This window comes from Planomicrobium stackebrandtii (genome assembly GCF_030814955.1).
In the GTDB taxonomy this organism is placed as follows: domain Bacteria; phylum Bacillota; class Bacilli; order Bacillales_A; family Planococcaceae; genus Planococcus; species Planococcus stackebrandtii.
Window position 1 is genome coordinate 95142 of record NZ_JAUSWB010000003.1, and the last position, 14166, is coordinate 109307.

Sequence of the window (14166 nt, forward strand, 5' to 3'; positions counted from 1 at the left end):
GTCGCTTTGGGCACAGCTCCCGCAAGAAGCCAGGAAAACCATCTGTCTTCTTGCTTCACTTAGCCCGTGGACGCGCCGGTGCTGGATAACTGCTATAAAAAAAGTGATTTTACTTGTAACGACAAATCAAAAACCATCACTCCAACTTACATAGGAGGCGTCGACGTGCTGACTGCTAAAAACGAATCGTTTTATTTTGAGGGCGAGCCTTTCCAGATCTTGTCGGGCGGGATGCACTATTTCCGTACGGTGCCGGAGCATTGGGAAGACCGCTTGCTGAAGTTGAAGGCTCTGGGGCTGAATACAGTCGAGACCTACATTCCGTGGAATTTCCACGAGCCGAAAAAAGGCCAGTTCAACTTTTCCGGAATGGCGGACATCGAACGCTTTATCGAGCTTGCGCATACTATCGGACTGTATGTAATCCTGCGCCCGGCGCCATACATTTGCGCAGAATGGGAAATGGGCGGCTTGCCGTCCTGGTTGTTGAAAGACAAAAGCATGGTCATGCGAAGCAGCCAACCGTCTTTTCTCCAGCATGTGGAAGACTATTTTGCGGAATTGCTGCCGAAGTTCAAAAAGCACCTGTACCAAAACGGCGGTCCGGTCATTGCGATGCAAATCGAAAATGAGTACGGCGCGTACGGCAATGATTTAGCGTACTTAGATTTCTATAAAGACCAATACCAAAAACATGAACTTGATACATTCCTGTTCACGTCAGATGGACCGGACTTTATCAAGCAAGGTTCGTTGCCGGACGTCACCACAACGCTGAACTTTGGTTCGCGGGTGGACGAATCGTTTGATGCGCTCGATGCCTTTAAACCCGGTTCACCGAAAATGGTGGCTGAGTTTTGGATCGGCTGGTTTGATTACTGGTCAGGTGAACATACCGTGCGGAGCGGGGACGACGTTGCTGCGGTCTTTAAGGAAATTATGGAGAAGAACATCTCCGTCAATTTCTACATGTTCCACGGCGGCACGAACTTCGGTTTCATGAACGGTGCCAACCATTACGACATCTATTACCCAACGATCACCAGCTACGATTACGACAGCTTGCTGACGGAGGGCGGGGCGATTACCGAGAAATACAAGGCAGTCAAAAAAGTCTTGAGCGAATACAGGGAAGTGCCGGCGGATTTCGAGGAAATACCATCGACGAAAGCATATGGTGAAGTCACTCTCACCGAATCGGTCAGCTTGTTTGATGTCCTCGAAGACATCAGCGGCAAAGTCGAGCACATTGTGCCGCTCGCCATGGAAGACATCGACCAGGCATACGGCTATACACTTTACCACACGACGATTAATCGCCAAGGCGAACTGAAGTTCAATTCAGGCAATATCCGCGACCGCGGCTCGATCTATGTCAACGGCCAGTTTATCACCACTGTGTATATCAACGATACGGAAAAAATGGTGACCTTGAATTTTCCAGACATCATAAATACGCTGGAAATTCTGGTGGAAAACATGGGACGCGCCAATTACGGCGAGCATTTGACCGATCCCAAAGGCCTGATCAAGAACCTGTGGCTCGGCGAACAGTATTTCTTCCACTGGGACATGTTCAAAATTGAGCTGGACCGGTTGCCGGAAGCCTATGAGTCGAGCCAGGAGCAGCGCTTCCCGAAATTCTTCCGTGGCTCGTTCGATGCAGCAGAAGGCTTGGACACGTATGTCGACACGCATGGTTTTACAAAAGGCAATGTCTTTATTAACGGCTTTAATCTGGGGTGCTACTGGAACTCAGCAGGTCCGCAGCAGCGGCTATACTTGCCAGGTCCGTTATTGAAAAAAGAAAACAATAGAATCGTCGTGTTGGAACTGGAAAACACGACTACGAATCAAATCCAATTGCTGGATCAGCCAAAGCTGGGCTGACCAAACTTGAACTAGAGGGGATGGAAAAGAATGATTAACGACAAATTACCGAAGATTTGGCACGGCGGGGACTATAACCCGGAACAATGGGATTCAAAAGAAATCTGGGACGAAGACGTCCGGATGTTCAAACTGGCTGGCATCGACGTGGCCACATTAAACGTCTTTTCGTGGGCACTCAATCAGCCGAATGAAGATACTTATAACTTTGACTGGCTCGATGAAAAAATCAACCGCTTGTATGAAAACGGCATTTACACATGCCTGGCAACAAGTACGGCAGCGCATCCGGCATGGATGGCGAAAAAACATCCGGACGTGTTGCGTGTGGATTTCTACGGCCGCAAACGCAAATTCGGCAGCCGCCACAACTCATGCCCGAACAGCCCGACATACCGCAAGTATTCCGAGAAGATCGCCGAAACATTGGCGGAGCGCTACAAAGACCACCCGGCCGTCTTGATTTGGCACGTGTCCAATGAATATGGCGGCTACTGCTATTGCGACAACTGCCAGGACGCTTTCCGCGGCTGGCTGAGCGACAAATACGGGACACTTGAAAAACTCAACAAAGCCTGGAACACCGGTTTCTGGGGTCACACGTTCTACGAATGGGACGAAATCGTGGCGCCGAACATGCTAAGCGAAGAACGGGAAGACAACGTCTCTGATTTCCAGGGTATTTCCCTTGATTACCGCCGCTTCCAGTCGGATAGCCTTTTGGACTGCTACAAGCTGGAATACGACGCTATCCGCAAACATGTGCCGACAAACATCCCGATCACCACCAACTTGATGGGTACATACCCGATGCTGGATTATTTCAAATGGGCAAAAGAAATGGACGTTGTGTCATGGGACAACTACCCGGCAATTGATACGCCGTTCAGCTACACAGCGATGACGCATGATTTGATGCGCGGATTGAAAGGCGGACAGCCATTCATGCTGATGGAGCAGACGCCAAGCCAGCAAAACTGGCAGCCGTATAACTCTTTGAAACGTCCCGGCGTTATGCGCTTGTGGAGCTACCAGGCAATCGGCCGCGGAGCAGATACGATTCTTTACTTCCAGCTGCGCCGCTCAGTCGGGGCCTGCGAGAAATACCACGGAGCGGTCATTGAACACGTCGGGCATGAAAACACGCGCGTATTCAATGAAGTCGCCCAATTAGGGAAAGAATTAAACGGTCTATCGGATACCTTGCTCGATGCACGGGTCAACGCCAAAGTAGCCATCGTCTTTGACTGGGAAAACCGCTGGGCGACCGAACTGTCAAGCGGACCTTCCGTATCGCTCGACTACGTCAACGAAGTCCATAAATATTACGATGCGCTCTACAAATTGAACGTCCAGGTCGACATGATCGGCGTCGAAGAAGACTTGAGCAAATACGACGTCGTCATTGCACCGGTTCTTTACATGGTCAAAGAAGGCTATGCAGCGAAAATCGAGAAGTTCGTCGAGAACGGCGGAACCTTCCTGACAACGTTCTTCAGTGGCATCGTCAACGAAACCGATATTGTTACACTCGGCGGCTATCCAGGGGAACTGCGCAACGTGCTTGGCATTTGGGCAGAAGAAATTGATGCGCTGCACCCCGATGAAACGAATCAAATCGTCGTAAAAGGATCACGCGGAAGTTTAAACGGCAAGTATTCATGCAACTTGTTGTTTGACTTGATCCACACAGAAGGCGCAGAAGCCGTTGCAGAATACGGCTCGGACTTCTATAAAGGCATGCCGGTCCTGACCGTCAACAAGTTCGGAAAAGGAAAAGCGTGGTACGTGGCTTCAAGTCCGGATGCGGAATTCCTCGTCGACTTCCTGCAGACCGTATGCGAAGAAGCGGGCGTCGAGCCATTGCTTGACGTACCGGCAGGCGTGGAGACAACCGAGCGTGTGAAAGACGGCCAAACCTACTTGTTTGTGTTGAACCACAACAATGATGACGTTACAATCGAACTGCAGGACAGCGAGTATAAAGAAGTGCTGACGGACGCACACGTGAGCGGAAATCTGGTGTTGAAAGAAAAAGGCGTTTTGATATTGGCAAAAGTGTAAGCAACTGAGTTTTTGAGGAGCCCAAGTTCAATTTGAACTGGGCTTTTTTTATTGGAAAATAACCATCGACAATTATCATTATTGTATTATTTTTTATATGAATTTTATTTATGTTACTCTTTTTAAGATGAAAAATGAAAAATTCATTACTTTTGATATAGACTAAAAGATTTATATATTGTAATATAAAGGAAAAATAGTGAACCTTAGAGACGGAGAAGAGAGAATGACAACGTTCAATTCAAGTATTCAAAGCAAACAGGGTCTTACCAGTGAACAATTATTAATTATCCAACAGGAAATGGAAACAAAATCGAAGAAGCCATTAGTTGCTTACTTATTATGGTTCTTCCTTGGAACGCTTGGCGCCCATCGCTTTTATCTTGGCAATACCGGGATGGCAATATGCATGATTCTTTTTGGATGGTTAACACTATTCATCTGGCCGCTCATAGATGTATTTTTCATCGGAGGGCGCATCAGAGCGGTTAATGAACGGATTGAAACAAATGCTATCAATCAAGTAAAATCTTTCAACTAAACGATCTTTAAGTTTATCGACTGAAAACAATAAACGTCTCCGGAACCTTTTCGGTGCGTTTTTTGTTTGTACAGAGTGACTGCCGACAAAATTCAGCTATCAGAAAGAGGGATCCCCTTGAAAAACCAATTTAAAAAACTTATCTTACTCATGTTAATGACTAGTGTTGCTTTGACTGGCGGAGTTGGAAGCGTCTTTGCTCAAGAAGCAGCGTCAAATGCCAATCCTCAAGCTTATGAAGCGCAGCAGATCAAAGAAGATGCCAAGTATTCGAAGAAAGTCATGAAGGCAGTTCGAGTTGGTTTGGGCGTGGATGAAAAGTTTACCCAAGCCGACGGTGTGATCGAAACGATGCCAAAAGTGGAAGTAATGAACTACTATTTAGCGTCATTTGGCAAAAAGGTTAAAGGCCAAGAAGTTCGTCTGGCTGTGGAAGAGATTTTTGACATCGATTTAAACTATGTATCGAAAATGGACTATGGCAGCAAGCTGGCGATCTATCCACCGGCAGTTATGGAAAGCTTGCGGGTTTCCTTAAACGAGGAACCGAAATCTACAATGCAGGACGCACGAATTATGGACATGACGAAGAACCAGGTAATGGACCGCTACATTAAAGAACGGGATTATTCACTCACTGGTGAGGAAAGCCGCACCCTGATCAATCAAATCTTCGGCGTTAATTTGTCCGGCATTTCTAACTTGGAATATATGCAAATAGCGGTCAGCTCAAAAGGTCAATGGATTGTGAAAAGTGACAGCGATTTATTCGTTCTGGAATCCAGTTTGGATGATGTGGACGTTTCGATCTATACAACGCCGTACTTCAAAAGTGTGACAGGCAGCGAAGGGCTGCCGGAATCCTTAAAAAACAAGTTGGTGAACATCGGATTTACTTACGATGAAGAAGCTAATCTTCTGTATTACAAGAACCCGACAGGTGAATCTGTTCCGGATGCCTTTAAAGGCCAAGTGATGGGGATTCTTATCGGCACGATTATGACAGAATACAAGAACAGATATTGAGACAGAAATAAAACACCTTCTTTAGGCTGCTTGAGCCCCAAACTCTTTGGGGCCAGGCAGCCTTTTTTGGTGGGATGTTGCAACAGGGAATGTGTATGATAGTGTCTTCCAGACAGATTGGTTTTTTATTTAATGTTTAGGAGCTTACATGCAGGAAAACCGACTTCTCTTATCGAATGTACTGCTAACTTATCTATTCGGATCAAAAGAAAGGAGAGGCGGAACGGATGAAGAGCGTCGCAAAGATCTTTTATGTGAGTGCTGCTTTGTTGCTGTTGGCAGGCTGCGGTGAAGAGGATGCGCCGATCATGGACGCTTCAAAAGCCCGGGGGGAACCGGAGGAAAGCGTACCGGCAAATGAGGAAGAAGCAGAAGAGGACGTTTCGACAGAAGAAACCAATTCGGAAGATGCCTTATCCGAGTATTCCAGCGAGGAGGTTGAATACGCCAGAGTGTGGCTTCAGCTTGGACCAAATCAGGAAATAGACGGCTTGTACGTCCAGACCATCCCAGCAGGCACGCCGCTTAATCCGGATGATGACACGAGCGCCGCTTATCCGGAAGATGTCATTCAACTGGCTGGATCACGCTTGGTGGACGGCTCCGTGACATACAGTGGCAATGGAGACGGCACGATCAATCTGTACAGTGTGCCATTGCGTTGGGACGGTGAATATCCTGCCGGTGAGGATTTCTACAACGACATCATTGAAAACACGGAGCTGGTGGCGATCGATCCCGGAGAGGATGAGAGAGTCATCCGTTTGATTGAATTGCTGGAGATTCAGGAGTAGGCAAATGAGTGCAAGTTATAGAAGCAAAAAAGCTTGGGCAGGAACATCTGTGCGAGTTTTTTGTTTGATCCGGCTTGTTTGTGTTTCAATATTAACAATTAGTTTCCAGCCAAAAGAGAAGGGTATGAGTGAAAAGAGAAGGTTTTACATACAGATAAACGAAAGTGGGATTGGATGAACAAACGCGTTCGAAACACGATTTTGGGAACATTAGCTTTTGGCTCCATAGGATTTATCGTGTCGTACATATTAGATGGTGCACCGGACTGGAATGTGGTTATCGGCCAGGCCATTGGCGGATTCCTGTTGTACGCATTTCTTTTGCCGGCTTTGGCAAAGAAAAATAAAAACATCGAAAGAGGTCTATATGGAAAATAGAAAAAGCAAACTAGCCTCGTGGCTAAAGGAACCGATCATTTCGAAGAAAGCAGATCCGTTTTTGAGCTTTGTTCTGGCTTTTTTGGCTGCATTGATGGGAAACGCATTTTACCATAGCAGTAATATGTCTTACTGGGAATTTATCCTCTGGCTCGTGTTAACCGCCTCCCTGACAGTTCTTGTAATTAAGTTGATCGGCACTGCATGGAGAAAAAGCAACAAACAACACAATATACATGGAAAATAGAGAACCCCAATCATCCGGCAAGTTACTGGCTGATTGGGGTTCTCTATTTTTATACCTGCCCAAAGCGCCCGAAACGGTTGATAAACTGATGATTCTTAAGTTCACCACATGTAGCCGGTTCTATTTGTGAAATAAAATACATAAATAACTATTTATACATTTCTTTTATAAGGTAGAATGGTAGGAAGAATAGTAAATTTTTTGGAATGTAACCACCTAAATGTTTTTCAAAAGAATATTAGGTAAAATTCCTGTTTATTATAAGCTGATGCGTCAATAAGGCATAGAATGGAGGCTCGGTTCATGGAGAAAGAACAAACCAGGTATTCCCGGTTGGCCCATATCACAAAATTAATCAATACAAAACTTGAATTGCGTCCATTGCTGGAACATGTCATTACTGCAATATCCGAAGAAGTGGTGCGATGCGATTCTGTCGGCATCTACTTGCCGCAGGAAGACGGGAAATTCCGCGGATATGTAGGGAAGCCAGAAGTCATCAATGGCATGACACTCGACATGCATGTGGTGGATACAGAGTATGATTTATTGGCAAAAGAAGTCATCGAAACACAACGGACCATTTATATACCGGATACGGCAAAAGACAATCGGCCGGATCCGAGGGCAGTCGCAGGGTTCGGAATCAAGTCGCTGCTCGCTCTTCCGGTTTCCTATGAAGGGGAATTGTTTGGTCTTGTTTTCCTGTTTGACTACGGCATCCCGATGGATCTGACGGCAGAAGAAATCCAGACGGTGGAAGCTTATGTAAACATGGCTGGAGTGGCAATCCGGAACGTCAAAAATTTGCACCGCAAAGAAAATCTCCTGTCGGAAAAACAATTGCTTTTGGATTTGACGCGGGATTTATCAATGAGTTCTTCAATGTCTGCCGTTATGGAGAAATGCTTCCACTACGTCGGAAAGGTTCTTAAAAACGATAATATTGGTGTGCATTTATTGGATCCCCTGGCAGGCTCAAAAATCAAACCATCCAATTTAAGCGCGAAAAGTGAATGGGAAGAAGAAGAATGGCTGGAAAAGCACACTGAATTGGCATTTGATCCTTCAAACGATATGGTATTCGATGCTGTGGTCCGCACCAAAAAACCGCTGCATATACCGGACGTAACTAAAGATGAGCGGGTCAACCAGGAAGTCTGCAAATCATTCGGCATTGAAGAAATGCTCATGCTTCCTTTTGTATCAATGGGGGAAGTGCTGGGCGCCTTGGTTCTGGTGAATTTCGATAAAAACAATCAGGTTTTTCATAAATCAGACATAGAGTTGGCTCAATCCATCGCAGACGCGACGGCTTCAACACTTGCCAACCTGCTGTATATGGAGAAACAGGAAGTGCTGATCGAAGATAGAACATCCGAAATTCTCTTGAAAAACAATGAGTTGGAACTGGTGGTCACCCAGCTCGAGAATATGGGACGGGAAAAAGAGCTGATTTTGAATTCAGTGGAAGAAGGGATTTTCGGCCTGGATTTGGAAGGGAAGATCACGTTTTGCAACCGCGCTGCAGATTTCATATTGGGCTACAGCAAAGGCGAACTGATCGGGCAATCGTACAAATTGCTCTTGAATAAAGACGAAGATTTGACGGAGTCCTCCTCCTCCTTAAAAGAAGATCTCAAGTTCCGCAAAAAAGATGGCGTTGATTTCTCAGTCGAATATGTGGCTTCTTCGATAAAAGAGAACGGCAACATCATCGGAGACGTGGTGACGTTCCGCGACATCACGAAGAGAAAGCAACTGGAAAACGAAATCAGCCACCTGGCTTATTACGATCACCTGACAGATTTGCCAAACCGGATATTGCTCAATGATTTCTTGAACAAGGAAATCGACAAGGCGAAAGTCTCTGGCTGCAAAGTGGCCGTGCTGTATTTGGATTTGGATCGCTTTAAAATCATCAATGACAGCATGGGCCATAGCTATGGGGATGCTATTTTACAGGATGTCGCCAATCGCTTAAGCCGCAATGTACCTGACATGGCATTTTTATCGCGTCAAGGCGGCGATGAATTCACCATCATACTGCCAGGATTCAACAGCGACAACGATGTATTGCATCTGGTGGATAAACTGGTGGAGTCGTTTGCTGAACCGTTTTCGCTGAAGGACACGGAAGTCCATATCAAAACCAGCATCGGGATCAGCCTGTTCCCTAAAGACGGCGATACAGCGGAAGTGCTGATCAAAAACGCAGATGCAGCCATGTACAAATCGAAAGAAAAATCCGGCACATACCACCATTTCTTCCGAAGTGAAATGAGTGACCGGAATCTGGAGAATATCTTCTTGGAGAATGCGTTGTACAAAGCGTTGGAAAATGAAGAACTTTGCATTCATTACCAGCCGCAAATCGACAGCAGAACCAACAGCATCATCGGGGCAGAAGCATTGCTCCGGTGGAATCATCCGACAAGAGGGATGGTATCCCCGATCAACTTCATCCCGACTGCAGAAGAAACAGGACTAATCGTGCCGATTGGAAAATGGGTGCTGCTCAATGCATGCAAACAGTTGAAAGTCTGGCATGCCCAAGGAAATTCCCATATGACGGTTTCCGTGAATCTGTCCGGACGGCAGTTTGAAGAAGATGACCTGCTGTCCATGATTGAAAGCATCCTGGTGGAAACAGGCATCCCTCCAGAATGTCTGCACATCGAACTGACGGAAAACCAGATTTTCAAGAACACCTATGTGACCTTGGAAAAAATGAGAGAGATCAAAATGCTGGGCGTTAAAATATCATTGGATGATTTCGGAACAGGCTATTCGTCGTTAGGGTATTTGAAAAACTTTCCGATTGATACGCTGAAAATAGACCGTTCTTTCATGTTCGATATTTTAACAGACAAAGACAATGCTGCGATTACGAGTACCATCATCACACTCGCCCAAAACTTGGACTTGGATGTTATTGCCGAAGGCGTCGAGACAAAAGAGCAGCTGGATTTTCTCATGGCCAGAAGTTGCTTCAACATCCAGGGGTATTACTTCAGCAAGCCCTTGGATGCAAAAGCATTGGATGAATTTATGAATCAAATCAGCAACAACAATCGATTCTGAATCACTTTGGTGATTTAGTTTCTATAGAACAAAAAGATTGGACAGCGTCGCCTGTCCAATCTTTTTTTATGTACAAAGCAAAACCGGCAGAAGAAAAAATCCCGCTAATAATCAAATATTTTCAATTTATATGCACCAAAGCGGCAAAATGAGGTAGCATTAGAAAGGTAATGAAAACGCTAACAAAGGGGAGTCAGAAGATGAAAGGAATTATCCGTTTTTCCAATAATTTGATGGAAAGATATTTGCCCGATCCGTTTTTATTCGTTATTATTTTAACGCTCGTTGTGTTCGGGATGGGCTTGGGATTGACCGGTTCTTCGCCTGTTGAAATGGTCGCCTTCTGGGGTGAAGGATTTTGGGCGTTATTAGCGTTCTCCATGCAGATGGTGCTTGTACTGGTGACCGGATTTGTGTTGGCAAGCAGCCCGATTTTCAAAAAGGGACTCGGAAAACTGGCGAGCTTTGCAAAGACGCCGGGCAGCGCAATCATTTGGGTAACCTTGGTGTCACTTGCTGCGAGCTGGATCAACTGGGGATTTGGTTTAGTAATCGGTGCATTATTCGCAAAGGAATTGGCGAAACGAGTTGAGCATGTCGATTACCGGCTACTAATTGCAAGCGCTTACTCTGGGTTTATCATTTGGCATGCCGGGTTCTCGGGTTCGATTCCATTGTCGATTGCGACAGACGGCCATCCGTTCATGGACCAAATTGGCATTATTCCAACGGGAGAAACGATTTTTGCCAGCTATAACTTGATCATCATTGCCGCGTTAGTTATCATTCTTCCTTTGTTAAACCGGTTGATGATGCCGAAAAAAGAAGAAACCGTGGTCGTCGATCCAAAAGTGCTGGTGGAACCCGTAGCCGAGGAGCAACCGGCGAAAGCGGACATGACACCGGCAGAACGGCTGGAAAACAGCTGGATTTTGTCTGCCATCATCGGAATTCTAGGTATTGCATTTGTCGCTTATTATTTCATTCAAAATGGTTTTGCGTTAACACTCGATTTGGTTAACTTCATGTTCCTGTTCCTCGGAATCCTGTTCCACGGAACGCCGCGCAGATACTTGGTTGCGGTCCAAGAAGCCGTCAAAGGAGCGGGGGGCATCATCATCCAGTTCCCGTTTTATGCAGGGATCATGGGGATGATGACCGCATCCGGTTTGGCAGCCGTCATTTCGGATGCATTCGTCAGCATTTCTACGGCAGAGACCTTCCCGCTTTTCGCCTTTTTAAGCGCAGGACTCGTTAACTTCTTCGTCCCTTCAGGGGGCGGACAATGGGCCGTGCAAGGACCGATCATGCTGGAAGCTGCTGAAATGCTCGGCAGCGACACTGCAAAAGTCGCGATGGCTGTGGCATGGGGAGACGCTTGGACGAATATGATCCAGCCGTTCTGGGCATTGCCGGCACTGGCAATTGCAGGACTGAAAGCTAAAGACATCATGGGCTTTTGTCTGATTGTGTTGTTTGTCAGCGGCGTGGTGATTGGGCTTGGGTTGTTGTTTTTGTAGATGAAAATATTAATTACGGTCTTGCCTTTTTTAAGGTAGGGCCGTTTTTGTGTTTAAGAGTATATAAACTTGAGAAGAACGCAGTAGGTTTAATACAGATTTTCAAAACGAGTGAAAAATAATGAATGAAATTTAATTATGCTAGTGCTATACAAACCCATTAAATGTTGTGGTATATTAGTTTTATATAGTACAAAAGAAATAGTTATATAGGAGATGAAATCCTATTAGTGTATGTAAATAGATTAACAGAAGTTTAATATCAAATCTTCACTATCTGAAAGGAGCGTGTACTTATGAGGAAAAGTAAAAAGATGTTATCGGCTGCTGGACTAATTGTTCTTTTAAGCGGTTGTGGGCAAGAGGCTGTTGAGACAGACGAACCTGTGCTTGAAGTGGCAGAAGAAGTCGAAGCTGCAGAGACAGAAAAAGCTGAAACAGAAGAAAAAGCAGAGGTTGAGACAGCAGAAAAAGAAGCGGCTGAGGCTGAAGAGAAAGCAAAGGCTGAAGCAGAAGCGAAAGCAACAGCGGAAGAGGAAGCGAAGGCCGAAGCAGAAGCGAAGGCACTAGCAGAAGCTGAGGCAAAAGCCGAAGAACAAGCAAAAGCCGAGGCTGAAGAAGCAGAAAGCCAAGCAGCAGAAAATGCTGGCTCAGCTTCACAGCAGCAAGCGATAGGAATGGCTGAAGATTATATCGAGTATACTGCGTTTTCGCAAAGCGGCCTTGTCGAGCAACTGGAATTCGAAGGTTTTGATAACGCGGATGCAACTTACGCTGTAGAACAAATCGATGTAAATTGGAGCGAACAGGCAGTAAAATCAGCTGAAGATTATATCTCCTATACGCCGTTTTCGCAAAGTGGATTAGTCGAGCAATTGGAATTTGAAGGCTTTAGCAACGCCGACGCAACTAACGCAGTTGGAGTACTAACGGTGGATTGGAGTGAACAAGCCGTTTTGGCAGCCCAAGACTATATCGAGTACACTTCTTTTTCAAGATCTGGATTGATCGAACAATTGGAGTATGAAGGATACAGTAATGCAGATGCTACTTATGCCGTGGATGCGATAGGGCTTTAGTAAAATGATCAATAATTAAGTAGTTTAGATCAGACGCCTAAAATCAAATAAAAAATTTAAAACCGCTAAATAACATTGTTATTAGCGGTTTTAAAATGTCATTACTAAGTTTTTATTAGCTGCAAAATACGCGCCAGTAGAGCGATTATTCAGGAGGAATCAATGAATTCAAACACGTCTTTTTTAGTGTCAATGTGGGCAATTATATTTAAATGGATTGAAAAAATTTCTATTTTTCATTTTATTCGTTGGATTTTTCCAAGCTTGAGAAGGAGTTATTGGTTTGTAGACGCTTGGGTATTATTTAATTTAGTGTTTAGCGTAGTATCGGTCTTTATACTAGCTTATGGTGATATAAGTAAAATCTATAGCTATCTGCTTGTTTTTTATGGGTTGTTTCGTGTGCTGGAAATATTCGTTTATCAAGTAAACGTACTATTATTTCATCCGCTTCAAAATCAAGCCAGCTATTCGATACATAGTCACAGGCGAATGATAATTGCATTGGTACATAATTTCTTTGAAATTATATTTTGGTTTGCCGTGTCCTATTTAGCATTCAACATTAATTTTGGAAATGAATTTGCCAATCTAAATCCATTTTCAGTTATTTATTTCAGTATGTTGACGATGGTCAGTTATACCAGCACAATCGCGGCTGAAGGCTGGTCGCTAACCGCTATTTTGATTTTGCATTTTCAGGCGATTGTCGGAGTATTTATGACTTTAATATCTCTCTCCAGGTTTATTTCATTGTTTCCGAAGCCAAAAGAAATGGATGCTTTTCAGGAAGAAGAAATTTTGTTGAAAAAAGTGGAGCTATTAGAGAAGCAAGTAAACAAGTTGATTCGTTTAACGCAAAGTCAAAGAAGAAGATAGAGTTGCATCATAAGAAACCTTAAAGTGAAGAGACATGAATTTACAGTGCCAGAATAGGTTTTTTACAATGGTGAATGATAGCTAACTGCATTAACAAAGGAAAAACCAAAGAACACCGATTTCCAGCACTCTACTGGATAATCGGTGTTCTTTGTCAATTCGGATTAAACATAATAATGATCAGTATCATAGACATATTAATAGAAAGACAGCAATAATCGAGATGACAAAATACCTCATACACCCATATAAGGCAGCAATGCTCATAGAGAAATAATTTTCTGCTCTTCCGCCAAATGCGGTTCGTTTTTCAGAATTTCCAACAGGCGGCGTGCAGAACCACTTGGCTGGTTTGTTCCACGCTCCCAGGATTCGATGGCTTTGATTGATACACCCATAAGCGCAGCAAAAGATTTTTGAGTCAAGTTCATTTGAAGACGAAGGGACTTGATTTCTTCAGCAGTAAAGAGAGCCAGTTCTTTTATTTCGACTTTTTTGGTTCTGGCTTTTGAAGGTTTACCTTTAGCATGGTCAATAGCCTGATCCAGACTTGTTTGCAGATCATTAAAGAATTGATCTTCAGTCATTTTTTATTCATCCTTTCTTGTGTCAGAAGGAAGCAGTAGGATTGGGAACAGACGTATGAATAGAAGGCAACTAAAGA

Annotated in this window: 11 protein-coding genes; 10 read left to right on the forward strand and 1 reads right to left on the reverse strand. The window is 44.6% G+C overall.

What is annotated here, in order from left to right; translation table 11 throughout:
* The first annotated feature begins 165 nt into the window (after positions 1–165).
* The 10 genes from QOZ98_RS06565 (at position 166) to QOZ98_RS06610 (ending at position 13502) form a co-directional block, all read left to right on the forward strand.
* Positions 166–1890, forward strand: coding sequence for a glycoside hydrolase family 35 protein (locus tag QOZ98_RS06565; protein WP_308786684.1), 1725 nt, complete (start codon positions 166–168; stop codon positions 1888–1890).
* Between the two features lie 30 nt (positions 1891–1920).
* Positions 1921–3954 carry a beta-galactosidase gene (locus QOZ98_RS06570; protein ID WP_308786685.1) on the forward strand — a complete coding sequence of 678 codons (2034 nt, stop codon included), beginning with the start codon at positions 1921–1923 and terminating at the stop codon, positions 3952–3954.
* 226 nt (positions 3955–4180) lie between these two features.
* Positions 4181–4495, forward strand: a complete 315-nt coding sequence (locus QOZ98_RS06575; RefSeq protein ID WP_308786686.1) for a TM2 domain-containing protein — start codon at positions 4181–4183, stop codon at positions 4493–4495.
* A 117-nt stretch (positions 4496–4612) separates the two neighbouring features.
* Complete coding sequence (locus tag QOZ98_RS06580; RefSeq protein ID WP_308786687.1) at positions 4613–5521, forward strand: hypothetical protein; 909 nt, start codon at positions 4613–4615, stop codon at positions 5519–5521.
* 227 nt (positions 5522–5748) lie between these two features.
* Positions 5749–6315: a hypothetical protein gene (locus tag QOZ98_RS06585; RefSeq protein ID WP_308786688.1), complete on the forward strand. Its 567-nt coding sequence runs from the start codon at positions 5749–5751 to the stop codon at positions 6313–6315.
* A 174-nt stretch (positions 6316–6489) separates the two neighbouring features.
* Entirely contained in the window at positions 6490–6693 is a 204-nt protein-coding gene (locus QOZ98_RS06590; RefSeq protein WP_308786689.1) for a hypothetical protein, read from the forward strand.
* 550 nt (positions 6694–7243) lie between these two features.
* Positions 7244–10024 carry an EAL domain-containing protein gene (locus tag QOZ98_RS06595; RefSeq protein ID WP_308786690.1) on the forward strand — a complete coding sequence of 927 codons (2781 nt, stop codon included), beginning with the start codon at positions 7244–7246 and terminating at the stop codon, positions 10022–10024.
* Between the two features lie 200 nt (positions 10025–10224).
* Positions 10225–11544 carry a short-chain fatty acid transporter gene (locus QOZ98_RS06600; protein WP_308786691.1) on the forward strand — a complete coding sequence of 440 codons (1320 nt, stop codon included), beginning with the start codon at positions 10225–10227 and terminating at the stop codon, positions 11542–11544.
* Between the two features lie 296 nt (positions 11545–11840).
* On the forward strand, positions 11841–12623 hold the full coding sequence (locus QOZ98_RS06605) for an Ltp family lipoprotein (RefSeq protein WP_308786692.1): 783 nt from the start codon (positions 11841–11843) through the stop codon (positions 12621–12623).
* A gap of 162 nt (positions 12624–12785) precedes the next feature.
* Positions 12786–13502: a hypothetical protein gene (locus QOZ98_RS06610; RefSeq protein WP_308786693.1), complete on the forward strand. Its 717-nt coding sequence runs from the start codon at positions 12786–12788 to the stop codon at positions 13500–13502.
* Between the two features lie 263 nt (positions 13503–13765).
* Here QOZ98_RS06610 and nadS read toward each other — a convergent pair whose 3' ends face one another.
* Positions 13766–14089 (reverse strand): NadS family protein, encoded by a 324-nt coding sequence (nadS, locus tag QOZ98_RS06615; protein ID WP_308786694.1) that lies wholly within the window; start codon positions 14087–14089, stop codon positions 13766–13768.
* Positions 14090–14166: the final 77 nt, after the last annotated feature.